The following is a 23,041-nucleotide window of genomic DNA, read 5'->3' as shown; positions in this document are numbered from 1 at the left end:
TCTTCGATGTCCACCACCAGCTGCTCGATCGGCTCCATGGCCTGGCCGTCGATCTGCTTGATGATCACTTCCGGGCGCGACACGGCCAGCTCGTAGCCTTCACGACGCATGTTCTCGATCAGCACCGACAGGTGCAGTTCGCCACGGCCGGAGACCAGGAACTTGTCGGCGTCTTCCAGCTGTTCGACCTTCAGGGCCACGTTGTGGACCTGCTCGCGGTCCAGGCGGTCCTTGATCTGGCGGCTGGTCAGGAACTTGCCACCGGACAGGTCCTTGTTGCCGGCGAACGGCGAGTTGTTGACCTGGAAGGTCATCGAGATGGTCGGCTCGTCGACGGTCAGTGCCGGCAGGGCTTCCGGGGTTTCCGGGTGGCACAGGGTGTCGGAGATGGTCAGCTCCGGAATACCGGAGATGGCGACGATGTCACCGGCTTCGGCGGTGTCCTGCTCGATGCGCTCCAGGCCCAGGAAGCCCAGCACCTGGGCAACCTTGCCGTTGCGCTTCTTGCCTTCACGGTCGATCACCGCGACCTGCATGTTCTTCTTCAGGGTGCCGCGCTGGATGCGGCCGATGCCGATCACGCCCACGAAGTTGTTGTAGTCCAGCTGGCTGATGCGCATCTGGAACGGACCTTCCGGGTCCACTTCCGGCTTCGGCGCGTGCTGCATGATCGCTTCGTACAGCGGGGTCATGTCGCCGTCGCGCACGGTGTCTTCCAGGCCGGCGTAGCCGTTCAGGGCCGAGGCGTAGACGATCGGGAAGTCCAGCTGCTCATTGGTGGCGCCGAGCTTGTCGAACAGGTCGAAGACCTGGTCGATCACCCACTCCGGACGCGAGCCCGGACGGTCGACCTTGTTGACCACGACGATCGGCTTGAAGCCCATCGCGAAGGCCTTCTGGGTGACGAAGCGGGTCTGCGGCATCGGGCCGTCCATCGCGTCGACCAGGATCAGCACGGTGTCGACCATCGACAGCACGCGCTCGACCTCGCCGCCGAAGTCGGCGTGTCCGGGGGTGTCGACGATGTTGATCCGGTTCTTGATACCGGTCTTCTTGTCTTCCCAGGTGATGGCGGTGTTCTTGGCCAGGATGGTGATGCCGCGTTCCTTTTCCTGGTCGTTGCTGTCCATCACGCGCTCGGCGAGGACGGTACGCTCGGACAGGGTGCCGGACTGCTTCAGCAGCTGGTCGACCAGGGTGGTCTTGCCATGGTCGACGTGAGCGACGATGGCGATGTTGCGAAGGTTTTCGATGGACATACGAAAGGGGGCCAGTCGGCGCCGGATTTGGAAAAAGAAGTCCAACATTATACGTCGAACTTGACGATTGGCGAAAACCTGGATTTCAGGACCGCTGAGGCCCCCATTCAGCCTGCCCCCCGGCGCTGCCCGTCCGCAGGCTGAAGACCCTGTCTGCGCACATGGTCGAAGCCGCCCATGCCACGGGGGAGGTGTATCCTTATGGGGCTGATTACACACCCCGCATCCCAAGGATCTGCATGTCCCTCATCGCCACTTTCGACACCACCCAGGGCCCGATCAAGGTCGAGCTGTTCGCCGACAAGGCGCCGCTGACGGTCGCCAACTTCGTGAACCTGGTCAAGCGCGGCTTCTATGACGGCCTGATCTTCCACCGCGTGATCCCCGATTTCATGATCCAGGGCGGCTGCCCGCAGGGTCGTGGCACCGGCGGCCCGGGCTACAAGTTCGAAGACGAGAAGAATGGTGTGAAGCACCAGATCGGCTCGCTGTCGATGGCCAACGCCGGCCCGAACACCAATGGCAGCCAGTTCTTCATCACCCACATCAAGACCGATTGGCTGGACGGCAAGCACACCGTGTTCGGCCAGGTCCTGGAAGGCCAGGCGATCGTTGATTCGGTCAAGCAGGGCGACGTGATCCATTCGATCACCCTGGAAGGCGACACCGACGCCGTGCTCGCCGCCCAGGCAGAGCGCGTGGGTGAGTGGAACAAGATCCTCGCCGCCTGATCCAATACCCGGACGGCCCCCTGCAGAGGGGGCCGTTTCCATGTTGCGGCCGCCCCGCCAGGCCTGTCCCCGCCCGCGCGGCCATCTCCCACAACGCTACTTAGCTTCTTAGCAGAGGAAATCCCCATGAAAGCACCTGTTCGTGTTGCCGTGACCGGCGCCGCCGGCCAGATCGGCTACGCCCTGCTGTTCCGTATCGCCTCCGGTGAAATGCTGGGCAAGGACCAGCCGGTCATCCTGCAGCTGCTGGAGCTGCCGGTCGACAAGGCCCAGGCCGCCCTGAAGGGCGTGATGATGGAGCTGGAAGACTGCGCGTTCCCGCTGCTGGCCGGCATGGTCGGTACCGACGACGCTGAAGTCGCCTTCAAGGACGCCGACATCGCCCTGCTGGTCGGCGCACGTCCGCGCGGTCCGGGCATGGAGCGCAAGGATCTGCTGCTGGAAAACGCGAAGATCTTCACCGCCCAGGGCGCCGCACTGAACAAGGTCGCCAAGCGTGACGTGAAGGTGCTGGTGGTCGGCAACCCGGCCAACACCAACGCCTACATCGCCATGAAGTCGGCGCCGGACCTGAACCCGCGCAACTTCACCGCCATGCTGCGCCTGGACCACAACCGTGCGCTGAGCCAGCTGTCGACCAAGCTCGGCAAGCCGGTCGCCGGCATGGAGAAGCTGGTGGTGTGGGGTAACCACAGCCCGACCATGTACCCGGACTACCGTTTCGCCACCGCCGATGGTGCGTCGATCGCCGATGCGATCAACGACCAGGAGTGGAATGCCAACACCTTCATCCCGACCGTCGGCAAGCGCGGCGCGGCGATCATCGAAGCCCGCGGCTCGTCCTCGGCAGCTTCGGCGGCCAACGCAGCGATCGACCACGTGCGTGACTGGGTGCTGGGCAGCAACGGCAAGTGGGTCACCATGGGCGTGCCGTCCGACGGTTCCTACGGCATTCCGGAAGGCGTGATCTTCGGCTTCGCGGTCACCACCGAGAACGGCGAGTACACCCTGGTCAAGGATCTGCCGGTCGACGACTTCAGCCAGAAGTACATCGACAAGACCCTGGCCGAGCTGGAAGAAGAGCGCGCCGGCGTCGCCCACCTGCTGGGTTGATGCGGTCGGTGCCGGCACCCTGCCGGCACCTTTCCATCAGGATAGGTACCGGCCGTTGGCCGGTACGCAGGAAACGGGGAGGCTTCGGCTTCCCCGTTTTCGTATGGAGTACCTGGCAACGATATGATCCTTCTGCATTACATCGACGACGCGCTGCTGGTGGCCGAGAAGCCGGCCGGCCTGCTGTCCGTGCCCGGCCGCTCGGCGGAGAACCAGGACTGCGTGGTCGCACGGCTGCAGGCGGTGTATGCCGATGCGCTGACCGTGCATCGCCTGGACCAGGTCACCTCTGGCCTGCTGCTGCACGCGCGCGGCAAGGACATGCAGGTAGCGCTGTCGATGCAGTTCGAGAAGCGCCAGGTGGGCAAGCGTTATGAAGCCATCGTGCAGGGGCTGCTGGAAGATGATGCCGGTGAAGTGGACCTGCCGCTGATCGTCGACTGGCCGAACCGGCCCAAGCAGATGGTCGACCACGAACGCGGCAAGCCGGCACTGACCCGATGGCGGGTACTGTCGCGTGACACCGAGGCGCAACGCACGCGCGTTGAACTGGAACCGGTCACCGGCCGCAGCCATCAGCTGCGCCTGCACATGGCCAGCCTGGGTCATCCAATCGTCGGCGACGTGCTGTATGGCGCAGAGGCCGCGCAGCGCGTGTGCCTGCATGCGCGCAAACTGCAGTTCACTCATCCGGTGACGGGCGAGGCGCTCGCGTTCGAGTCTACGACTCCGTTCTAGAAGGGTAGGGTGTTCGGCAGGGCTGCGCCCTGCACCCTGCTACGAACCGAAGCAATGTCAAAAGCCAAGGCAGCTCTGGATTTCTGCGTGTTGGGCGGGGCGGTGTGGGTTGGCAGGACACGCCGTTAACCCATCCATGGGGGCTCGATGGCGCCATCCATGGCGCCAACGGTCCTGCCAACCCGCACCGCCCCGCCTTCGGCAGATCTCCGGTGACGGAGGTCTGTCCGCGCTTTGCGTGGATCAAATCCATCGGAATCGAATATTTCGACAGTTCATCGAAAAGCATCCACGCATGGCGTGGATCTACGTGTCGACCAAGGTCGACAGCTACCAACAGCAGCCCAACAGCAGCGGGAAACTGTAGCCCAACAGCAGCGGGAAATTGTCGAAGGCGGGGTGGGTCCGGTTGCGGGGGCGTGAGCGCCATGGATGGCGCGACCGAGCCTMCATGGACGTATTCACGGCGTCCCCCGCAATCGGACCCACCCCGCCATCCCAAGGAATACTTGCTGTTGCTGTTGCGGTTGCGGTTGCCGTTGCTTCGGCGGGTGCAGGGCGCAGCCCTGCCGGCAACACACCCCCTACCAAGGTAGGGCGGCCCACGCGCCAGCGCCGGACTATGCTCGAAGCCATGACTTTGTCTGGGAGGGCTGCGTCATGAACTACGAGGAAACCTACCGCCGTTCGATCGACGAGCCGGAGGCATTCTGGGGCGAGGAAGCCAAGCGCATCCATTGGCACACGCCGCCGCAACAGGTGCTCGACTACAGCAACCCGCCGTTCCGGCGCTGGTTCGTGGGTGGTGAAACCAACCTCTGCTACAACGCCGTCGACCGGCATCTGGCCGACCGCCCGGACCAGCTCGCACTGGTCGCCATCTCCACCGAAACCAACAGCACCCGCGAAATCACCTATCGCCAGTTGTATCGCGAAGTGAACGACTTCGCCGCCGTGCTGAAGCACCTCGGCGTCGGCCACGGCGACCGCGTGGTGATCTACATGCCGAACATGGCCGAGGCCGTGTTCGCCATGCTTGCCTGTGCACGTATCGGTGCGGTGCACTCGGTGGTGTTCGGTGGCTTCGCTGCGCACAACCTCGCGCTGCGCATCGACGATGCCAAGCCGAAGCTGCTGATCGCTGCCGATGCCGGCATGCGTGGCGGCAAGCTCATTCCGTACAAGACGATGGTCGATGCCGCCTGCGCCGAAGCCAGCAGTCCGCCGCCGCACGTGCTGATCGTTTCGCGCGGGCTGGACCCGGCCGAGCCACGCATCGAAGGGCGCGACGTCGAGTACGCCACCCTGCGTGCGCAGATCGGGCAGACCGATGTGCCGGTGCAATGGCTGGAATCGAGCGAGCCCAGCTACCTGCTGTACACCTCCGGCACCACCGGCAAGCCGAAGGGCGTGCAGCGCGATGTCGGTGGCTATGCGGTGGCGATGGCGCAGTCGATGCAGACCGTGTTCGACTGCAAGCCGGGACAGGTGATGTTCTCCACCTCCGATGTCGGCTGGGCCGTGGGCCATTCCTACAACGTGTATGGCCCGTTGATCGGCGGCTGCACCTCGCTGCTGTACGAAGGGCTGCCGACCAACCCCGATCCGGGCATCTGGTGGGCGCTGTGCGAGCAGTACAACGTGCGCACGATGTTCTCTTCGCCGACGGCGATCCGCGTGCTGAAGAAGCACGATGCCGATTTCATCCACCGCCACGACCTGGATGCGTTGAAGTATCTGTTCCTGGCCGGCGAGCCGCTGGACGAGCCGACCGCGCACTGGATCAGCGACGCGCTGGGCAAGCCGATCATTGACAACTACTGGCAGACCGAAACCGGTTGGCCGGCATTGACCCTGCTGCCTGGGCTGGACATGAAGCCGGTGCGGTTCGGCTCGCCCRGGTTCCCCAACCTCGGCTACCGGATGAAGGTGATCGACGAGAACACCGGTGAAGAGGTGGCTGCCGGGCAGAAGGGTGTGCTGGTGATGACGCCGCCGTTGCCGCCGGGCTGCATGAGCACGGTCTGGAATGACGACAGCCGCTTCCTGCAGAGCTACTTCAGCCACTTCAAGGAACTGCTGTACAGCTCGCTGGACTGGGCCATCCGCGATGACGATGGCTATACCTTCATCCTCGGCCGCACCGACGATGTGATCAACGTGGCCGGGCACCGTCTGGGCACGCGTGAGATCGAAGAGGCCATCTCCAGTCACCCGCGCGTGGCCGAGGCAGCGGTGATCGGGGTGAAGGACGAATTGAAGGGGCAGGTGCCGCTGGTGTTCGTCACCCTCAAGCAGGGGCTCGATGGCGAAGACCCGGCCGCAGTGGTGGCCGAGATGATGGCCACGGTGACCGCCTCGCTGGGTGCGGTGGCGCGACCGGCGCACATCCATGTGGTCAACGCGCTGCCCAAGACCCGTTCGGGCAAGCTGCTGCGTCGCTCGCTGCAGGCATTGGCCGAGCAGCGCGACCCCGGCGACCTGTCGACGCTGGACGACCCGGGCGCGCTGGAAGAGATCCGCCGCGCGCTGGGACGCTGATCGGGGTGGTAGCGCCGGGCCATGCCCGGCGAGCGCAAAGCGCGGAAAAGCCGCCAAGCATGGCCTGGCGCTACCCAGGCCTGCCAGGACATGCGCTAAGCTCCGCCTGTCATCGACCTGCAACACGCGTCACGCGCCGGGGAACGCGCGTGCCACCCGGGGATGGCGAACAGGGGGCGTGCCCGCAAGGGCGCGCATGCGTATCGCATCGTGGGAAGGGGGAGCTATGGCACTGCTGCATGCCAAGACGGCCGCTGGCCGCAAGGAAATCGAAGATCGTGCCCGGCGCCTGCCGGCGGCGCTGCGTTCGATCCTGTTGATGGTTGACGGCCAGCGCGATGAAAGCGAACTGCGCGGCTTGTTCGAGGGACTGCGCGCGCCGCCGGATGCGCTGCAGCAGCTGGCTGCACTGGGCCTGATCGAAGTGGTCGGCGGCAGGGCCGAACCTGTACCGCAGCGCGGGCTGTGCAGCGGCCGTGAGCAGGATCCGGCGCTGTACCAGCAGTTGTACGACGCGATGAGCGATGCCGTGCGCCGCCATCTGGGCCTGAAAGGCTACTTCATGCAGTTGAAGATCGAGCGCTGTACCGACGCGGTCGCCCTGGAAAAACTGTGCCCGGAAATGATCGCCGCGATCGGCAAGGCACGCAGCCCGGCGCTGGCCCAGCGCTGGTGGCAGGAGATCCAGATCTCGATGGCACCGGTCACTGCCGAGGTCGTGCCCGGCTGACGCGCGGGGTAAAGTGGTCCGCTCTTTTTCCGCCCAGGAGCCCCGCATGCAGGACGACACCGATACCCCCGGTTGGGATGCGATCAATGCCGCGCTGGCACCGCTGTACGCCGGCCAGGAGCCGCGTCACTTCGGTACCGCGCTGCCGTACACGCTGGGTGGCCAGGATCCGCTCGATGGCATCAGCGTGTACTGGGCGGAATCACCGGTTCCGCATTGGCACTACGTCACCTACGGCCTGTCAGAACTGTATGCAAAAGAGAGCAGTGATGCGGCCACCASTGGCTATGGTTTCGAGCTGACGTTCCGCCTGGCTGCGGACAAGGGGGAGGATGCAGGCAGCACGCCGCCTGCGTGGCCGATGAACCTGCTGCAGAATCTGGCGCGCTATGTGTTCAGCAGCGGCAATGTGTTCGAGGATGGCCACCACCTCAACGCCAATGGCCCGATCGCGCTGGAGACCGACACCCGTCTCTGCCATCTGGCATTCGTTGCCGATCCGCAGTTGCCACCGCGCGACACCGCCAATGGACATTTGCAGTTCCTTCAGGTGGTGGGGCTGACCGACGAGGAAATGGACGCGATCAAGCGCTGGTCCACGCGCGGTGTCCTGCAGGTGCTTGAGGAAGCGATGCCGCTGTGGATCACCGATCTGCATCGCGGCAATCTGCTGGACGATCCGGCGCTGGCCGCGCGGGTGGAGGCTGGCAGCGAGCGTGAGGGATCCAGTACCGGCATGTTGTTCATCGAGACGCTGGACTGGCGGCAGACGGCGGGTATCACCACGCTGGTGTTGGGGGCCGGGCAGGTCGGCAGTGTGGGTGAGCTGCTGCCACTGCGCCTGCGCCACGGCAAGGCACTGACGCTGGTCAGCCGCGAACGACAATGGGAGTTCATGCCGACCACCGATGGCGCGGTCGCGGTCGAGGACGACAACGTGCGCTGGATACTGGATGAGGCGGCGTTGCAGGCCTGGCATGACGTGCGGCCGCAACGCGGGACCTACCCGGTGTCGAATACGTTGCAGGTTGAAGTGGTGCCGACGTTCCTGCGCGATGCGAAGGGCGAAGTGATCCGCGAAATCGGCTGACCGCGCCGATGGCACCGATGGGGTCGGAGCCGCCTGCTGCGCAGACGGATCCGACCCCGATTCCATCAGGCCAGGCCTTCGGCCTTCAGCACCGCCTGCACGCCCGGATCGGCATCCATGCGCGCCTTGTAGGCGGCCAGGTTGTCCAGGCCCGACAGGTCGACCTTGGTGCCGGCCGCCCAGCGCAGGGTGATGTAGAAGTAGGGATCGGCGAAGCTGCGGAAGCCGGCCAGCCACGGCTTGTCGGCCAGCTGCCTGTCGGCGGTCTCGAACAGGGCGCGCAGGCGCTTGTGCGCGGCGGCGCGGATCGCGTCGTACTGGCCTTCATCGGCGATGAACTTGCCCGGCGCGAACAGCGGCGAGAACGCCGGGTGCACGTCGGAGTTGACGAAGGCCAGCCAGCGGGTGGCTTCAGCGCGCTGGCGTGGGCTGCCATCGCCGCCGAGACCGGCCTGCGGGTAGCTGTCGGCGATGTAGCCCATGATCGCCGCGTTCTGCACCAGCACGAAGTCGCCATCGACGATCGCCGGTACCGCGCCGGCCGGATTGATCTTGAGGAATTCCGGACCCTTCAGGGTGTCCTTGTTCAGCAGTTCAACCTCGAACGGCTGGCCGGTCCACTGCAGTGCGATGTGGTCGGCGGTGGAACAGGCACCGGGCTTGCTGTACAGCTTCATGGGAACTCCAGGCGGGGTGTGGCGGGAAACCACCACTATCCCAGAGCCCAGCCGCACGCGGCAACGCTGCCACCGGCAACGGATCGTTACGACTGCCGGGGCTTGAGGTTCTGCACTTTGTAGAAGGTGTGATCGCCGATGGTGGCCACCTGGTAGGCGTTGCGCCAGTTCGGGCTGGCGATGGCCAGCGCAGCGAAGTGGCTGGCGCCAGGCACGATCTCGCGGCGCTCGCCGGCCGGCAGCGCCCAGTTGCGCTCGGCGTCGAAGGCCACGTCCATCGCTTCACTCCACGCCGCATCGTTGCCCAGCTGGGTGCCGGGGGAGACGATGGTGGGGGCGAACTGCTTGCGCGCGGTCACCACCTGGCACATCGAGTCGCCCCACAGGCCACTGTCGAGGCGACGCAGGGCGACCTCGGCCACGGCCTGCTGGCCACGCAGGGTCTGGTCGCGGGCTTCCAGGTAAACGGTGGTGCTCAAACACAATGAATCAGCGGCCGGCTGCGGCAGCAACTGCGACAGCCAGAGAATCCAGGCCAGTTTCATATAACTCCTTGCTCCGTGTGGGACGCACCTGGCGGTTCCGGCAGCGCAGGCTGCTGGAGGCGGGGTACGACTTGGCGTCATGGGGAGGCGRCCATCGGGGCTGCCCCGTGGGCGGCCCCAAGAACACGATCGTGGATCGATCGGCGGGGTCCGCACCGGCTCACCGGAAACTGGCTGGTGAGCAGAAAGTCGGCGCAAGGTAGGGGGGCATTGCCGAACGCATCCTGAATCGTCTGGCTTGACATTCAGCTTGGGGGCCGGTGACGGAAATCACATTCCGGTCCCCATTCAGGTGCTCATCAGAGCGCGGCGGCGAGCCGGCTGCCCTGATCGATCGCACGTTTTGCATCGAGTTCGGCGGCCACGTCTGCACCACCGATCAGGTGAGAGGCGATGCCTGCTGCCTGCAGTTCGGCCTGCAGCACGCGCTGCGGTTCCTGGCCGGCACAGATCACCACGTGGTCGACCGGCAGCAGCTGTTCGCTGCCGTCCACGCGGATGCGCAGGCCCGCATCGTCCACGCCGAGGTACTCGACACCACCCAGCATGCGCACGCCCTTGGCCTTCAGCGTGGCGCGGTGGATCCAGCCGGTGGTCTTGCCCAGGCGTGCCCCGGGCTTGCCGGCACTGCGCTGCAGCAGCCACAGCCTGCGCGGCGACGCCTCCACGGYCGGGCGGGCCAGTGCACCGCGGGCCTCGAAGGTGGCATCCACGCCCCATTCGGCCATCCAGCGTTGCGGGTCCAGCGATGGCGAGGGGCCGTCATGGGCAAGGAACTCGCCGACATCGAAGCCGATGCCACCTGCGCCGATGATGGCGGCGCTGGCACCCACCTCGACCCGGCCCAGCAGCACGTCCAGGTAGTTGACCACCTTGGCGTGGTCGGCACCGGGGAAGTCGACCTTGCGCGGCAGGATGCCGGTGGCCAGTACGACCTCGTCGAAGCCGGCCAGGCTGGCCGCGTCGGCACGGGTGCCCAGGCGCAGCTGCACGCCGGTCTCGCCCAGCTTGTGGCGGAAGTAGCGCAGGGTCTCGTGGAACTCTTCCTTGCCGGGAATGCGCTTGGCCACGTTGAACTGGCCACCGATCTCCTCGCTGGCGTCGAACAGGGTGACCTGGTGGCCGCGTTCGGCAGCGACCGTAGCGCAGGCCAGGCCGGCCGGGCCGGCGCCGACCACGGCCACCCGCTTCGGTGCGGTGGTCGGGGTGTAGACCAGCTCGGTCTCGTGGGCGGCACGCGGGTTGACCAGGCAACTGGCCAGCTTGTTTTCGAACACGTGGTCCAGGCAGGCCTGGTTGCAGSCGATGCAGGTRTTGATGGCTTCGGCGCGGCCGGCGCGGGCCTTGTTCGGCCACTGCGGGTCGGCCAGCAGCGGACGGGCCAGCGACACCATGTCGGCACCGCCATCGGCGAGGATGCGTTCGGCGACCTCGGGCATGTTGATGCGGTTGGTCGCCACCAGCGGCAATGACACATGCGGCTTGAGCTTGGCGGTGACCGCGGCGAATGCGCCACGCGGTACCGACGTGGCAATGGTCGGAATGCGCGCTTCATGCCAGCCGATGCCGGAATTGAGGATCGTCGCACCGGCGGCCTCGATGGCCTGGGCCTGCTGCACGATCTCTTCCCAGTTGCTGCCGTCTTCGACCAGGTCGACCAGCGACAGGCGGTAGATGATGATGAAATCCGGGCCGCAGGCTTCGCGGATGCGGCGCACGATCTCCACCGCGAAGCGCATGCGCTGTGCGGCATCACCGCCCCAGCGATCGTTGCGCTTGTTGGTGCGCGGGGCGATGAACTCGTTGATGAGGTAACCCTCCGAGCCCATCACTTCCACGCCGTCGTAGCCGGCTTCGCGGGCCAGCTTCGCGCTGCGTGCATAGTCGGCGATGTGCCGCTCGACGCCGCTGGCCGACAAGGCGCGCGGGGTGAACGGATTGATCGGCGCCTTCAGCTTCGACGGCGCTACCGACAGCGGGTGATAGGCGTAGCGCCCGGCATGCAGCAGCTGCAGGCAGATCTTTGCGCCGTGCTGGTGCGCGGCGGCGGTCAACTGCCGATGCGGGCGCACTTCCCAAGGCCAGGACAGCTTGCCGCCGAAAGGCTTGAGCCAGCCGACCACGTTCGGCGCGAAACCACCGGTGACGATCAGGCCGACGCCACCCTCGGCGCGCTCTGCGAAGTAGGCGGCCAGGCGCGGGAAGTCGCGTGCGCGGTCCTCCAGGCCGGTATGCATCGAGCCCATCAGCACCCGGTTGCGCAGCTGGGTGAAGCCCAGGTCCAGCGGGGCGAACAGGTGGGGGTAGGCGCTTTCGTTGGCTGGCGACATGTCGATACGCTTGCGTACGGAAGCGCGAAGGGTGCCGCGAAACGGCTCCCGGGGCAAGGGCTGCTCGCGCGGTAGCGCCGGGCCATGCCCGGCCTACCGGTCAGCTCAGGGCGATTGCGGTTGCCGGCCAGCGGCCGGCACTACCGGTGTGCGGCCGATCCCGAACCAGCCAAGCGTGACCCCGCACAACGGTCCGATCAGCAACGCGAAGGCGAGCGTGCCGACGCCGACATTGCCGCCCAGCCACCACCCCAGCAGCAGCACGCTGCCTTCGATCAGGCTGCGCACCTTCCAGATCGGCCAGCCGGTGCGCGCGTGCAGTCCGGTCATCAGGCCATCGCGCGGGCCAGGGCCGAGCTTGGCGCCGATGTACAGGCCGGTGGCCAGCGCCACCAGCAGCATGCCGGCGCAGAACATCGCCACCTGCCAGCCGAGGCCGACGGCCGGGGGCAGCAGCCACAGTCCGAACTGGGCCGAAGGGCCGATCAGCATCACGTTGAGCACGGTACCGACACCTGGCTTCTGCCGCAGCGGCCACCACAGCAGCAGCACCAGCGCGCCGATCACGTTGGTGGCCAAGCCGAACGACAACGGGGTCTGTGCAGCAATGCCCTGCGACAGCACGTCCCACGGCGCGACACCGATCGCGGCGCGGATCATCAGCGAGGCGCCGAAGCCGTAGAGGAACAGGCCGATGATCAGTTGCAGCAGGCGCAGGGGCAGGGCGGAGGGCATGACGGGCTCGGGGGAGGGAAATCTGTTTCCACCCTATCCCCGAAACGGAGCGTTCAATAGATACAGATGCCGGCCAATCCACTGCGACAGGCTGTGGGCGGTGAATCAGTCGTCCCAGCCGGCCAGCGCCAGCTTGCCGATGGTGCGGCCGCCGGCCAGACGCTGATGCGCGGCATCCAGGTTGGCCGCATTGATCGGGCCCAGCACTTCGCTCAGCGTGCCGCGCAACTGGCCCGCGTCGATCATGCTGGCGGCGCGGTTGAGGATGCGGTGCTGCTCAATGCGGTCGGCGGTGGCAAAGCGCGCGCGGGCGAACATGAATTCCCAATGGATGCCGATGCACTTGGCCTTGTAGGGATCGCCGATGCGCAGCGGGCCGCGGGGTTCCACGATCAGGCCTACATGTCCCTGTGGTGCCAGCAGCTGGCCCAGTTCGTCCCAGTAGTGATCGGTGTCGGCCAGGTTGAGTGCCACCTGCACTTCGTCGAAGCCAAGCGCCTGCAGCTGCGGCAAAAGGGGCTGGCGATGGTCGATGACATGCTGGGCGCCCATCCGCCGGCACCAGTCGATCGAGGCTTCACGCGAGGCGGTGGCAATGACCTCAAACCCCGCGTGGTGGGCCAGCTGGATCGCCATCGAGCCGACGCCGCCGGCACCACCGATCACCAGCAGGCGCTGGCCGGCGTGGCGGCGATCATCAAGCTGCAGGGGCATGCGCTGGAACAGCAGTTCCCAGGCAGTAAGGGTGGTCAGCGGCAGTGCGGCCGTTTCGGCGAAATCGAGGGTGGTCGGTTTGCGTGCCACCAGCCGCTCATCCACCAGCTGATACTGTGCATTGCAGCCAGGGCGGGTGACATCTCCTGCGTAGTAGACCTCGTCACCGGAGGCGAACAGGCTGGCCTCCTCGCCCATCGCTTCGACCACCCCTGCCGCGTCCCAGCCGAGAATGCGCGGGGTATCCAGCGACGCKGCCGACGTGGCTGCACGCAGCTTCCCGTCGACGGGATTGACGGAAAGTGCTTCGACGCGGATCAGCAGGTCACGGCCACGTGGCGGCTGCGGCGGTGGCAGCACCAGATCGCGCAGGGCAGGGGCGGAGTCACGGCACAGGGCGACGGCTTTCATTGCAGCTCCAGCTCGGTTCCTGTCTGCATCATAAGGTTCCTCACCTCGATGGGCGCGCGCTGAATCGCTTTGTGACAATCAGCGTCAAAACTGTCGCATCTGGCTCTTAAACCCTTCCAAACCCTTGTGGTGTGTGGGTCTTGCGGATTTTCATCATCCTGTATAGGGTTTCAACGTCGGGCCGGTAGCCGGTCGCGCACGACGCTTCACATGTTACGGGACTGTTAACATGACCTTCACCCGCCCGAGCATAATGTTCGCGGCGGTGGCGTGCTGAATCGGCTGTCTGAACATCGACGCAGTAGTGCTGGCCCATGCCTCTACCGGTTTCATACCCCCGAAATAGGAGCTGTACTCAATGAACAAGAAGATCCTTACTGCCGCGCTGCTGGGCGGTCTGGCTTTCGCCCAGGCTGCGTCGGCGCAGGAGTTCGATGACCGCTGGTACCTGACCGGTTCGGCCGGCTTCAACTTCCAGGACAACGACCGCCTGACCAACGACGCTCCGTTCGTGACCCTGGGTCTGGGCAAGTTCATCAGCCCGAACTGGTCGCTGGATGGTGAGCTGAACTACCAGAACCCGAACTTCGACGCCAACCAGGACAAGAACTGGTCGCAGTACGGCGTGTCGTTCGATCTGCGTCGCCACTTCATCAAGGAAGGCCGCGGCTGGAACCCCTACATCGTGGGCGGCCTGGGCTACCAGAAGTCGGAAGAAGAGTACAACCCGATCGCCGGTGGCCTGGCTGACCGCAAGGACGGCAACCTGGCTGCCAAGCTCGGCGTCGGCCTGCAGACCACCTTCGACAAGCGCGTTGCTGTCCGCGCCGAAGTGGCCTACCGCGCTGACTTCGACGACCAGAGCATCGCCGCGCGCGACGAAAGCTGGTTCGGCGACGTGCTGGCTTCGGTCGGCGTCGTGATCCCGCTGGGCCCGGCCCCGGTGGCTGCTGCTCCGGCTCCGGCTCCGGTTGCCCCGAGCTGCGCCGACCTGGATGACGACGGTGACGGCGTCAACAACTGCGACGACAAGTGCCCGAACTCGCAGCCGGGTCAGACCATCGGTCCGGACGGTTGCCCGGTGCCGGTCTCGATCGACCTGAAGGGCGTGAACTTCGACTTCGACAAGTCGAACSTGCGTCCGGACGCTGTGGCCATCCTGAGCGAAGCCACCGAGATCCTGAAGCGTTACCCGGATCTGCGCGTTGAAGTTGCCGGTCACACCGACTCGAAGGGTACCGACGCTTACAACCAGAAGCTGTCGGAGCGTCGTGCTACCGCTGTGTACAACTACCTGACCAAGAACGGCGTCGACGCTGGCCGTCTGGCCGGTCCGATCGGCTACGGCGAGAGCCGTCCGATTGCGCCGAACACCAACCCGGATGGTTCGGACAATCCGGAAGGTCGCGCCAAGAACCGTCGTACCGAGCTGAACGTCCAGAACTAAGTTCTGACGCTCTGCCAGTAAGACACAGCAGGACCCGGCTTCGGCCGGGTCTTGTTGTTTGTGCGGTCCGCAATGATGAATCAGCGCTGGAATGGTGACCGTTCGTCGGTAATTTGCTTATTAAACCAATGAGTTGCCGTATTCATTGAAAGTGGCGCTTGAAAGATGACGCGGCATTGCTAAACTCGCCGCGTCACTTCCTTTCGTGGATGCCCTCATGCTGCGCTCTGCATCGGCTGCCGTTCTGGCGCTGGCCCTGGTTCCTGCTGCTCACGCTGCGGTCGATTGCTCGGTCAACACCAGCGCTTCGCCGCTGCCGTTGCCGGCCACGGCCGTCGCCCCGGTGGCCGACGAGCTGTACATCCGCAGCAGCCAGCTGGGCATGTCCAGCGGCGTGCTGGGCAGCAGCTACGATCCGTCGCAGTCGCTGGACCAGGTGCTGCAGCGCTTGCGCATCGATGGCTGCCAGAACATCGCCAAGGCGATTCCGAGCGCGCCGGCGGTGAAGCCGAATGATCCGGCCGCGTACAAGCCGCAGACCGAGTTCGACAACACGCCGTGGCGCTTCGACATGAGCCAGAACGGCAAGCGCATGACCGCCGAAGAGTTCGACGCCTGGATGAAGGCGCGCGGCGTACGCGTGGTCAAGGCGCGTCCGGTTCCGGCAGCCACCCCGGCCGCAGCCGAAGTGCCGGCTGAGACCAAGCCGGTCGACAAGAAGTAAGCGCGGCGGGGAGCAGAKGCTTGCGCACGCGCCGCCCACCTGCCGCCCCCGCTGCCCGCTCCCACGCTGCGCGTGGGCGTGCGAATCCCCCTGCGGTTTCCGCTGGCGTGCGCCATGGCCTGGCGCGCGTGCTGTCCAAGGCGGGTGTGTGCTCGCGCAGCGAGGCCGCGCGCTGGATCGCCGATGGCCGCGTTCGTGTCGCCGGGCGCATCGTCCGTGATCCGGAATTCCCGATTGCCAGCCCGGCGCCGCCGATCGAGGTCGACGGCCAGCCGATGGGCGCACCGCAACGCCTGTACGTGATGCTCAACAAGCCGCGCGGAGTGGTCACCACCGTGCAGGATGAGCGTGGCCGCGACACGGTATACCGCTGCTTCGATGGTGCCGGCCTGCCGTGGATCGCGCCGGTCGGTCGCCTGGACAAGGCCAGTGAAGGCCTGTTGCTGTTCAGCAATGATCCGCAGTGGGCTGCGCGCCTGACTGATCCGGAGACCGGCCCGCACAAGACCTACCACGTGCAGGTGGATCGCCTGCCCGACGAGGACACCCTGGCCGCGCTGCGCGCCGGTGTCGAAGACGAGGGCGAGTTCCTGCTTGCCCTGGCCGTGCGCGTGCTGCGCAGCGGCGACAAGACCGCCTGGCTGGAGGTGGTCCTCGACGAAGGCCGCAACCGCCATATCCGTCGCCTGCTGGCGGCCTTCGACCTGCAGGTGCTGCGCCTGGTCCGCGTTGCGATCGGAGAGCTCACGCTCGGCGATCTCGGCAAGGGCCAGTGGCGGGCGCTGGAGGTCAGCGACCAGCAGCGGCTGGGGGCCGCTGCACCGGGCTGAGTGATGCCCACGGCCGGCGCTCGCCGGCCACCGTTCCAGGCGTAGGGGGCGCCTGGTTGTCGAATGTCCAGAACGGAGCCTGCCATGTATCACCCGACCCTCAAGCAAACCCTGCGCTGCGCCAGCCTGTTGTTGCCGATCGTGCTGTTGACGGCCTGCGGCGGCCACAAGAAGGCGGCCAAGGCCGATCGCCCCGCCGAAACCCCGGTGGTTGAAGTGAAGACCCCGGAGCTGGATGGCCGCGGCAGCTATCGCTTCATGATGAGCAACGGCGACCAGAAGATGACCGCCGACCAGTTCGATGCCTGGATGAAAGCCAATGGCATCCGCGTTGCCAAGGGCAACGGGCAGGATGCTGTCGCCAAGCCGGTGGTGGTCGCCAGCAAGGACGAGCCCAGGGACAAGAAGAAAAAGAAGAAATAAGGCCTGGCAGGTGCCGACCTTGGTCGGCACGCCCTGATGGGTAGCGCCGGGCCCGTGCCCGGCGAGCGCATGGCGCGGCTATCGGGAACCCGCCGGGCATGGCCCGGCGTTATCCGTGGATGATCAGCCCTTGATCACGCCCAGCTCGACACCGATGCGGGTGAATGCATCGATCGCGCGGTCCAGGTGCTCGCGGCTGTGCGCGGCGCTGATCTGGGTGCGGATGCGGGCCTGGCCCTTGGGCACCACCGGGAAGAAGAAGCCGATCGCATAGATGCCTTCTTCCAGCAGCCGCTCGGCGAATTTCTGCGCCAGCGGTGCGTCGTACAGCATCACCGGGCTGATCGGATGCACGCCGGGCTTCACGTCAAAGCCGGCAGCGGTCATCTTCTCGCGGAAGTAGGTGGTGTTGGCGGCCAGGGTGCTGCGCAGGTCATCGGCCGCGGCCAGCATCTCGAACGCCTTGATGCCGGCGGCGACCACGTGCGGCGGCAGCGAGTTGGAGAACAGGTACGGGCGCGAGCGCTGGCGCAGCAGCTCGATCACTTCGGCGCTGGCGCAGGTGAAGCCACCCAGCGCGCCGCCCATGGCCTTGCCCAGGGTGCCGGTGATGATGTCGATCTTCTCCAGCACGCCCTTGACCTCGGCCGAGCCGCGGCCCGACGCGCCGAGGAAGCCGGTGGCATGGCATTCGTCGATGTGGACCAGCGCGTTGTACTTCTTCGCCAGCGCGGTGATTTCGTCCAGCGGCGCGATGAAGCCGTCCATCGAGAACACGCCGTCGGTGGTGATCAGCTTGGTCTTGCAGCCGGCCGCATCGGCGGCCTGGAGCTGCGCTTCCAGATCGGCCATGTCGCAGTTGGCGTAGCGGAAGCGCTTGGCCTTGCACAGGCGCACGCCGTCGATGATCGAGGCATGGTTCAGTGCATCGGAAATGATCGCGTCGTTCTCGCCCAGCAGCGGTTCGAACAGGCCGCCGTTGGCGTCGAAGCAGGCCGCGTACAGGATGGTGTCCTGCTTGCCGAAGAAGTCGGCGATCTGCTTCTCCAGCTGCTTGTGCAGGTCCTGGGTGCCGCAGATGAAGCGCACCGATGCCATGCCGAAACCGTGGCTGTCCAGCGCGTCCTTCGCGGCCTGGATCAGGTCAGGATGGTCGGCCAGGCCGAGGTAGTTGTTGGCACAGAAGTTCAGCACCTTGCGGCCGTCTTCCAGGGTGATCTCGGCGGACTGCGGGCTGGTGATGATCCGCTCGGACTTGAACAGGCCCTGGGCGCGGATGGCGTCCAGTTCCTCAGCATAGTGGCGGGTCAGGGCGGAGGAGTCGGTCATGGCGTGGGCACGGCTCAGCACGGGAAACCACTGATTCTACCGGGCATCGACGGCTGCGGACCGGGCCGGATGGGGCACCGCCATGGCCGGCACATGTTGCATCGCAATAGCAAACGGGTTAAAAATTCGTGAACCGGGGCTGTCTGGCTCCGGTTGCTGCGCCCGCTGCAGATCCCCGCCTTCCACGCCACCGACCCCACCGGAGACGCTCATGAAGCACGCCCGTGCCTGCCTCGCCATTGCCGCCGCCCTGACGCTCGCGCCGTTCGCCGCCAGCGCCCAGGACAACGAATCTCCGTACAGCTGGAACGTCACCGCCGTCTCGGACTACCTGTTCCGTGGTGTGTCGCAGACCGATGAGGATCCGACCCTGCAGGCCGGCTTCACCTACACCAGCCCGGTTGGCCTGTATGCCGGTGTCTGGGGTTCGGGCGTGGACTTCGGTCCGGGCGATCCGAATACCGAGGTCGACTACCTTATCGGCTACGGCGTGGACGTGACCGAGCGCGTCAACTTCGACGTGCTGTTGAACCGTTACACCTACCTCAAGGCCAGCCACCAGAACTACAACGAGCTGATCACCACCACCACGCTGGACGACACCTACAAGCTGACGGTGGCCTACAGCAACGATGTGTGGAACAGCAGCACCGACGGCTGGTACTTCGGCCTGGGTGGCAGCTGGGGCCTGCCGAAGGACTTCACGCTCAACGCCAACGTCGGCCGCAGCACCTTCGAGGACGGTATCGCCAAGGACTACACCGACTGGAACGTCGGCGTCGCCCGCCAGTTCGGCCTGTTCAATGTCGGCCTGGGTTACTACGGCACCGATGGCAACGGCCGCGACAACTCCGGCAAGCTGGCCCACAGCCGGGTGATGCTGAGCGTGGCCGTAGGCAAGTAACGCCGCAGGCGTTACGGTAGGTGCCTGGCTTGCCTGGCTTGCCTGGCACGCTTCACGAAAAAGGCGCCCAATGGGCGCCTTTTTCGATTCCGCAGCGTTCTTGATCCCATCTGGAGGAGAGCCCCCTTGTTGTTCAAGGGGGCGCGCCGACGGCGCAGGGATAAGGAAACCTGCGGGGGAATTGACCCGAAGGGTCAATTCCAGCTGAGGACCACCTTGCCGGCCTTGCCTTCTTCCATCAGGTCGAAGCCCTTCTGGAAGTCGTCGATCGGCAGCTGGTGGGTCATGACCTTGCCGAGCGGGAAGCCGGACAGCACCAACTGGGTCATCTTGTACCAGGTCTCGTACATCTTGCGGCCGTAGATGCCCTGCACGGTCAGGCCCTTGAAGATGATCTTGTCCCAGTCGCAGCCGGCACCCTTGGGCATGATGCCGAGCATGGCGATCTTGCCGCCGTGGTACATGCAGTCGAGCATGTCGTTGAACGCGCGCGGGTTGCCGCTCATTTCCAGGCCCACGTCGAAGCCCTCCATGTGCAGTTCCTTCATCACGTCCTTCAGCGACGTGTTGGCGACGTTGACCACGCGGGTGGCGCCCATGTCGGCGGCCAGCTTCAGGCGGAAGTCGTTGACGTCGGTCACCACCACGTTGCGTGCACCGATGTGCTTGCAGATGCCCGCCGCGATGATGCCGATCGGGCCGGCGCCGGTGATCAGCACGTCTTCGCCGATGACGTTGAATTCCAGCGCGCAGTGCGCGGCATTGCCGTACGGGTCGAAGAAGGCGGCCAGCTCGGAGGGGATCTGGTCGGGGATCGGCCACAGGTTGCTGGCCGGCATCACCATGTATTCGGCGAACGCACCGTTGACGTTGACGCCGATGCCGACGGTGTTCGGGCACAGGTGCGGACGACCGCCGCGGCAGTTGCGGCAGTGGCCGCAGACGATGTGGCCTTCGGCCGACACGCGCTGGCCGATCTCGTAGCCGGTCACGCCCGGGCCGATCTCTGCGATGCGGCCGACGAACTCATGGCCGATGGTCAGGCCCGGCTTGATCGTGCGCTGGCTCCATTCGTCCCACAGGTAGATATGCAGGTCGGTGCCGCAGATCGCGGTCTTTTCCAGCTTGATCAGGACCTGGTTGGGGCCCGGGGTTGGCACCGGAACCTCTTCCATCCAGATGCCCTTGGCCGCTTCGCGCTTGACCAGGGCCTTCATCGTTTGCTGCGCCATCGGGGTGGAACTCATCAGGGGGAAAGCGCGGATTATAGGGCGCCACGCAGAATTCCCATGCTGCGCTGCGGGCGCAGCGGTGGAACGAAAGCTGTGCGCAGGCGGGCGTTTCGAACAGCGCCACTGCGTTCGCCGGGCATGGCCCGACGCTACCGGCAAATCGTGCGGGTAGCGCCGGGCCATGCCCGGCGGGCCGGGGCCCATGACTTCCGGGGTTCGGGCCGGGGCAGGGCGGCGGGCTACAATCGAGGGTTCCACTACCAGGGGCCGCTCCATGCGCTCGAACCTGCTTGCATTCTCCGTCGTCGCCAGCCTTGGGCTGGTCCAGGTCGCCCATGCCGCTGAAGGCATGTGGGTGCCGCAGCAACTGCCGGAAATCGCCGGCCCGCTGCAGAAGGCCGGCCTCAAGCTGTCCCCGGAACAGCTGGCCAACCTGACCGGCGATCCGATGGGCGCGGTGGTCGCGCTGGGCGGCTGCACCGCCAGCTTCGTCTCCCCGCAGGGCCTGGTGGTCACCAACCACCACTGTGCCTATGGTGCGATCCAGCTGAACTCGACCGCACAGAAGAACCTGATCAAGGACGGCTTCAACGCGCCCAAGCTCAGCGATGAACTGAGTGCCGGCCCGAACGCCCGCGTGTTCGTGCTCGACCAGATCACCGACGTCACCGCCCAGGCCAAGGCGGCCATCGCCGGCGCCGGCAAGGACCCGCTGGCCCGCAGCCGTGCGCTGGACGCTTTCGACAAGGCCCAGGTCGCCGCGTGTGAAGCCGATGCCGGCTTCCGCTGCCGCCTGTACTCGTTCTCCGGCGGCAACACCTACCGCCTGTTCCGCAACCTGGAAATCAAGGACGTGCGCCTGGTCTATGCACCTCCGGGCAGCGTCGGCAAGTTCGGCGGTGACGTCGACAACTGGATGTGGCCGCGCCACACCGGTGATTTCTCGTTCTACCGTGCCTACGTCGGCAAGGATGGCAAGCCGGCCGCGTTCTCGGCCGACAACGTGCCCTACCAGCCCAAGCACTTCCTGAAGTTCGCCGATACGCCGCTGGGCGCCGACGACTTCGTGATGGTGGCCGGCTACCCGGGCCGCACCAACCGCTACGCGCTGGCCGGCGAGTTCAACGAGACCGCCAGCTTCACCTACCCGACCATCGCCCGCCACTACAACGCGGTGCTGAAGATGATCGCCGACGCCGGCAAGGCCGACGCCGACGTCAAGGTGAAGTACGCCGCCACCGCGGCCAGCATGAACAACGTGGCCAAGAACTACCTGGGCCAGCTGGAAGGCTTCAAGCGCATCGATGCCGCCGGCCAGAAGCAGGCCGAAGAAGCGGCGGTGCTGGCCTGGCTGAAGAAGCAGGGCGCTGCCGGCAAGCCGGCACTGGCCGCACACGCGCAGCTGCTGCAGCACCTGGATACCAGCAAGTCGACGCGCGAGCGCGACCTGTTCGTCGGCCAGTTCAACAACACCTCTGCGATGGGCGCGGCCATCACCCTGTACCGCCTGTCGATCGAGCGCAGCAAGCCCGATGCCGAGCGCGAAGCGGGTTACCAGGACCGCGACCTGACCACCATCGAGGGCAGCCTGAAGCAGATGGATCGCCGCTACGTGGCGAAGATGGACCAGCAGCTGCAGACCTACTGGCTGGACCAGTACGTGGCCCTGCCGGCCGCCCAGCGCGACAACGAGGTGCTGAACACGTGGTTGGCCGGCAGCGATGCCACTGCGGTGAAGTCGCTGGTGACCAAGCTGGGCGGCACCGGACTGGGCAGCCTGGACAACCGCCTGAAGTGGTTCAAGGCCGATCGCGCTGCGTTTGAAGCCAGCAATGATCCGGCCATCCAGTACGCGGTGGCCGTCATGCCGGCGCTGCTGAAGCAGGAAGAGCAGAAGAAGATCCGCGAGGGCGAATCGCTGACCGCTCGTCCGCTGTACCTGCAGGCCGTGGCCGACTACAAGAAGAGCCAGGGCGAGTTCGTCTATCCCGATGCCAACCTGTCGCTGCGCATCACCTTCGGCAACGTGATGGGCTATGGCAAGGACGGCGTGAAGTACACCCCGTTCACCACCCTGGAAGGTGTGGCGGCGAAGGAAACCGGTGAGGATCCGTTCGACTCGCCGAAGGCCCTGCTCGATGCGGTCAAGGCCAAGCGTTACGGCGGTCTGGAAGACAAGCGGATCGGTTCGGTACCGGTGAACTTCCTGTCCAACCTGGACATCACCGGCGGCAACTCCGGTTCGCCGGTGCTCGATGCCAACGGCAAGCTGGTCGGCCTGGCCTTCGACGGCAACTGGGAATCGGTCAGTTCCAACTGGGTGTTCGACCCGGTGATGACCCGCATGATCGCCGTCGACAGCCGCTACATGCAGTGGATCATGCAGGAAGTGGCGCCGGCGCCGCAGCTGCTGAAGGAACTGAACCTGGCGAAATAAACCGGTTGCGGTAGTGCCGGCCGCTGGCCGGCAACCTCGACCAGATAGCCGGAGTTTCTGAAACCCCGCGACGTCTGTCGCGGGGTTTTTTCATGCCCCGA

20 protein-coding genes are annotated in these 23,041 nt (G+C 65.7%); 12 read left to right on the top strand and 8 right to left on the bottom strand.

The window, feature by feature from the left end:
• A partial coding sequence (locus AC1DJN_RS02240) for a GTP-binding protein (protein ID WP_478038726.1) occupies nucleotides 1-1,259 on the bottom strand: 1,259 nt, incomplete at its 3' end.
• A gap of 239 nt (nucleotides 1,260-1,498) precedes the next feature.
• On the opposite strand from AC1DJN_RS02240, the gene AC1DJN_RS02235 reads away from it, so the two are divergent.
• The 6 genes from AC1DJN_RS02235 (at nucleotide 1,499) to AC1DJN_RS02210 (ending at nucleotide 8,202) form a co-directional block, all read left to right on the top strand.
• Nucleotides 1,499-1,990 carry a peptidylprolyl isomerase gene (locus AC1DJN_RS02235; RefSeq protein ID WP_025879436.1) on the top strand — a complete coding sequence of 164 codons (492 nt, stop codon included), beginning with the start codon at nucleotides 1,499-1,501 and terminating at the stop codon, nucleotides 1,988-1,990.
• A 126-nt stretch (nucleotides 1,991-2,116) separates the two neighbouring features.
• A complete protein-coding gene (locus AC1DJN_RS02230; RefSeq protein WP_025879435.1) occupies nucleotides 2,117-3,103 on the top strand; it encodes a malate dehydrogenase in 987 nt (328 codons plus the stop codon).
• A gap of 123 nt (nucleotides 3,104-3,226) precedes the next feature.
• A complete protein-coding gene (locus AC1DJN_RS02225) occupies nucleotides 3,227-3,841 on the top strand; it encodes an RluA family pseudouridine synthase (protein WP_025879434.1) in 615 nt (204 codons plus the stop codon).
• Nucleotides 3,842-4,501: 660 nt separating this feature from the next.
• Nucleotides 4,502-6,382 carry a propionate--CoA ligase gene (prpE, locus tag AC1DJN_RS02220; protein ID WP_478038724.1) on the top strand — a complete coding sequence of 627 codons (1,881 nt, stop codon included), beginning with the start codon at nucleotides 4,502-4,504 and terminating at the stop codon, nucleotides 6,380-6,382.
• A gap of 226 nt (nucleotides 6,383-6,608) precedes the next feature.
• The gene (locus AC1DJN_RS02215; RefSeq protein ID WP_032977431.1) at nucleotides 6,609-7,112 is read left to right on the top strand and encodes a hypothetical protein; all 504 of its coding nucleotides are present in this window, start codon (nucleotides 6,609-6,611) and stop codon (nucleotides 7,110-7,112) included.
• 46 nt (nucleotides 7,113-7,158) lie between these two features.
• Nucleotides 7,159-8,202 carry a suppressor of fused domain protein gene (locus AC1DJN_RS02210; protein WP_478038721.1) on the top strand — a complete coding sequence of 348 codons (1,044 nt, stop codon included), beginning with the start codon at nucleotides 7,159-7,161 and terminating at the stop codon, nucleotides 8,200-8,202.
• A gap of 65 nt (nucleotides 8,203-8,267) precedes the next feature.
• Here the strand turns inward: AC1DJN_RS02210 and AC1DJN_RS02205 are convergent, their stop codons facing one another.
• From AC1DJN_RS02205 to AC1DJN_RS02185, 5 genes are all read right to left on the bottom strand, one after another.
• Nucleotides 8,268-8,879 (bottom strand): glutathione S-transferase N-terminal domain-containing protein, encoded by a 612-nt coding sequence (locus tag AC1DJN_RS02205; RefSeq protein WP_099841973.1) that lies wholly within the window; start codon nucleotides 8,877-8,879, stop codon nucleotides 8,268-8,270.
• An 86-nt stretch (nucleotides 8,880-8,965) separates the two neighbouring features.
• On the bottom strand, nucleotides 8,966-9,424 hold the full coding sequence (locus AC1DJN_RS02200; RefSeq protein ID WP_025878087.1) for a cell wall hydrolase: 459 nt from the start codon (nucleotides 9,422-9,424) through the stop codon (nucleotides 8,966-8,968).
• Nucleotides 9,425-9,723: 299 nt separating this feature from the next.
• Complete coding sequence (locus AC1DJN_RS02195; RefSeq protein WP_478038719.1) at nucleotides 9,724-11,754, bottom strand: FAD-dependent oxidoreductase; 2,031 nt, start codon at nucleotides 11,752-11,754, stop codon at nucleotides 9,724-9,726.
• Nucleotides 11,755-11,859: 105 nt separating this feature from the next.
• Nucleotides 11,860-12,489, bottom strand: coding sequence for a membrane protein YczE (gene yczE / locus AC1DJN_RS02190; RefSeq protein ID WP_032977425.1), 630 nt, complete (start codon nucleotides 12,487-12,489; stop codon nucleotides 11,860-11,862).
• Between the two features lie 105 nt (nucleotides 12,490-12,594).
• Nucleotides 12,595-13,614, bottom strand: a complete 1,020-nt coding sequence (locus tag AC1DJN_RS02185; protein WP_442251717.1) for a zinc-binding alcohol dehydrogenase family protein — start codon at nucleotides 13,612-13,614, stop codon at nucleotides 12,595-12,597.
• 358 nt (nucleotides 13,615-13,972) lie between these two features.
• Here AC1DJN_RS02185 and AC1DJN_RS02180 point away from each other — a divergent pair, with 358 nt between their 5' ends.
• The 4 genes from AC1DJN_RS02180 to AC1DJN_RS02165 all read left to right on the top strand — a co-directional run bounded on the left by AC1DJN_RS02180 (nucleotide 13,973) and on the right by AC1DJN_RS02165 (nucleotide 17,038).
• Nucleotides 13,973-15,061, top strand: a complete 1,089-nt coding sequence (locus AC1DJN_RS02180) for an OmpA family protein (protein WP_478038715.1) — start codon at nucleotides 13,973-13,975, stop codon at nucleotides 15,059-15,061.
• A 217-nt stretch (nucleotides 15,062-15,278) separates the two neighbouring features.
• Nucleotides 15,279-15,785, top strand: coding sequence for a hypothetical protein (locus AC1DJN_RS02175; RefSeq protein WP_025878093.1), 507 nt, complete (start codon nucleotides 15,279-15,281; stop codon nucleotides 15,783-15,785).
• A 20-nt stretch (nucleotides 15,786-15,805) separates the two neighbouring features.
• A complete protein-coding gene (locus AC1DJN_RS02170) occupies nucleotides 15,806-16,615 on the top strand; it encodes a pseudouridine synthase (protein WP_442251716.1) in 810 nt (269 codons plus the stop codon).
• 84 nt (nucleotides 16,616-16,699) lie between these two features.
• Complete coding sequence (locus AC1DJN_RS02165) at nucleotides 16,700-17,038, top strand: hypothetical protein (protein WP_442251715.1); 339 nt, start codon at nucleotides 16,700-16,702, stop codon at nucleotides 17,036-17,038.
• A gap of 123 nt (nucleotides 17,039-17,161) precedes the next feature.
• Here AC1DJN_RS02165 and kbl read toward each other — a convergent pair whose 3' ends face one another.
• The gene (gene kbl, locus AC1DJN_RS02160; protein WP_032977415.1) at nucleotides 17,162-18,367 is read right to left on the bottom strand and encodes a glycine C-acetyltransferase; all 1,206 of its coding nucleotides are present in this window, start codon (nucleotides 18,365-18,367) and stop codon (nucleotides 17,162-17,164) included.
• Nucleotides 18,368-18,578: 211 nt separating this feature from the next.
• On the opposite strand from kbl, the gene AC1DJN_RS02155 reads away from it, so the two are divergent.
• Nucleotides 18,579-19,271 (top strand): TorF family putative porin, encoded by a 693-nt coding sequence (locus AC1DJN_RS02155; protein WP_025878097.1) that lies wholly within the window; start codon nucleotides 18,579-18,581, stop codon nucleotides 19,269-19,271.
• 194 nt (nucleotides 19,272-19,465) lie between these two features.
• Here the strand turns inward: AC1DJN_RS02155 and tdh are convergent, their stop codons facing one another.
• Nucleotides 19,466-20,488 (bottom strand): L-threonine 3-dehydrogenase, encoded by a 1,023-nt coding sequence (gene tdh / locus AC1DJN_RS02150; RefSeq protein ID WP_032952044.1) that lies wholly within the window; start codon nucleotides 20,486-20,488, stop codon nucleotides 19,466-19,468.
• 289 nt (nucleotides 20,489-20,777) lie between these two features.
• On the opposite strand from tdh, the gene AC1DJN_RS02145 reads away from it, so the two are divergent.
• Nucleotides 20,778-22,940 carry a S46 family peptidase gene (locus AC1DJN_RS02145; protein ID WP_478013612.1) on the top strand — a complete coding sequence of 721 codons (2,163 nt, stop codon included), beginning with the start codon at nucleotides 20,778-20,780 and terminating at the stop codon, nucleotides 22,938-22,940.
• The last annotated feature ends 101 nt before the right edge of the window (nucleotides 22,941-23,041 follow it).

Source organism: Stenotrophomonas sp. 05L414_2, assembly GCF_056397905.1.
The sequence above is the reverse complement of the archived record's forward strand: the minus strand, read 5'-3'. Positions and strand labels throughout refer to the sequence as shown.

What these genes read in the sequence shown, in the direction of transcription:
- AC1DJN_RS02235 (WP_025879436.1), top strand. Translation starts at nt 1,499, where the DNA reads ATGTCCCTCATCGCCACTTTCGACACCACCCAGGGCCCGATCAAGGTC.
- AC1DJN_RS02230 (WP_025879435.1), top strand. Translation starts at nt 2,117, where the DNA reads ATGAAAGCACCTGTTCGTGTTGCCGTGACCGGCGCCGCCGGCCAGATC.
- AC1DJN_RS02225 (WP_025879434.1), top strand. Translation starts at nt 3,227, where the DNA reads ATGATCCTTCTGCATTACATCGACGACGCGCTGCTGGTGGCCGAGAAG.
- AC1DJN_RS02215 (WP_032977431.1), top strand. Translation starts at nt 6,609, where the DNA reads ATGGCACTGCTGCATGCCAAGACGGCCGCTGGCCGCAAGGAAATCGAA.
- AC1DJN_RS02205 (WP_099841973.1), bottom strand. Translation starts at nt 8,879, where the DNA reads ATGAAGCTGTACAGCAAGCCCGGTGCCTGTTCCACCGCCGACCACATC.
- AC1DJN_RS02200 (WP_025878087.1), bottom strand. Translation starts at nt 9,424, where the DNA reads ATGAAACTGGCCTGGATTCTCTGGCTGTCGCAGTTGCTGCCGCAGCCG.
- yczE (WP_032977425.1), bottom strand. Translation starts at nt 12,489, where the DNA reads ATGCCCTCCGCCCTGCCCCTGCGCCTGCTGCAACTGATCATCGGCCTG.
- AC1DJN_RS02175 (WP_025878093.1), top strand. Translation starts at nt 15,279, where the DNA reads ATGCTGCGCTCTGCATCGGCTGCCGTTCTGGCGCTGGCCCTGGTTCCT.
- AC1DJN_RS02165 (WP_442251715.1), top strand. Translation starts at nt 16,700, where the DNA reads ATGTATCACCCGACCCTCAAGCAAACCCTGCGCTGCGCCAGCCTGTTG.
- kbl (WP_032977415.1), bottom strand. Translation starts at nt 18,367, where the DNA reads ATGACCGACTCCTCCGCCCTGACCCGCCACTATGCTGAGGAACTGGAC.
- AC1DJN_RS02155 (WP_025878097.1), top strand. Translation starts at nt 18,579, where the DNA reads ATGAAGCACGCCCGTGCCTGCCTCGCCATTGCCGCCGCCCTGACGCTC.
- tdh (WP_032952044.1), bottom strand. Translation starts at nt 20,488, where the DNA reads ATGAAGGCCCTGGTCAAGCGCGAAGCGGCCAAGGGCATCTGGATGGAA.
- AC1DJN_RS02145 (WP_478013612.1), top strand. Translation starts at nt 20,778, where the DNA reads ATGCGCTCGAACCTGCTTGCATTCTCCGTCGTCGCCAGCCTTGGGCTG.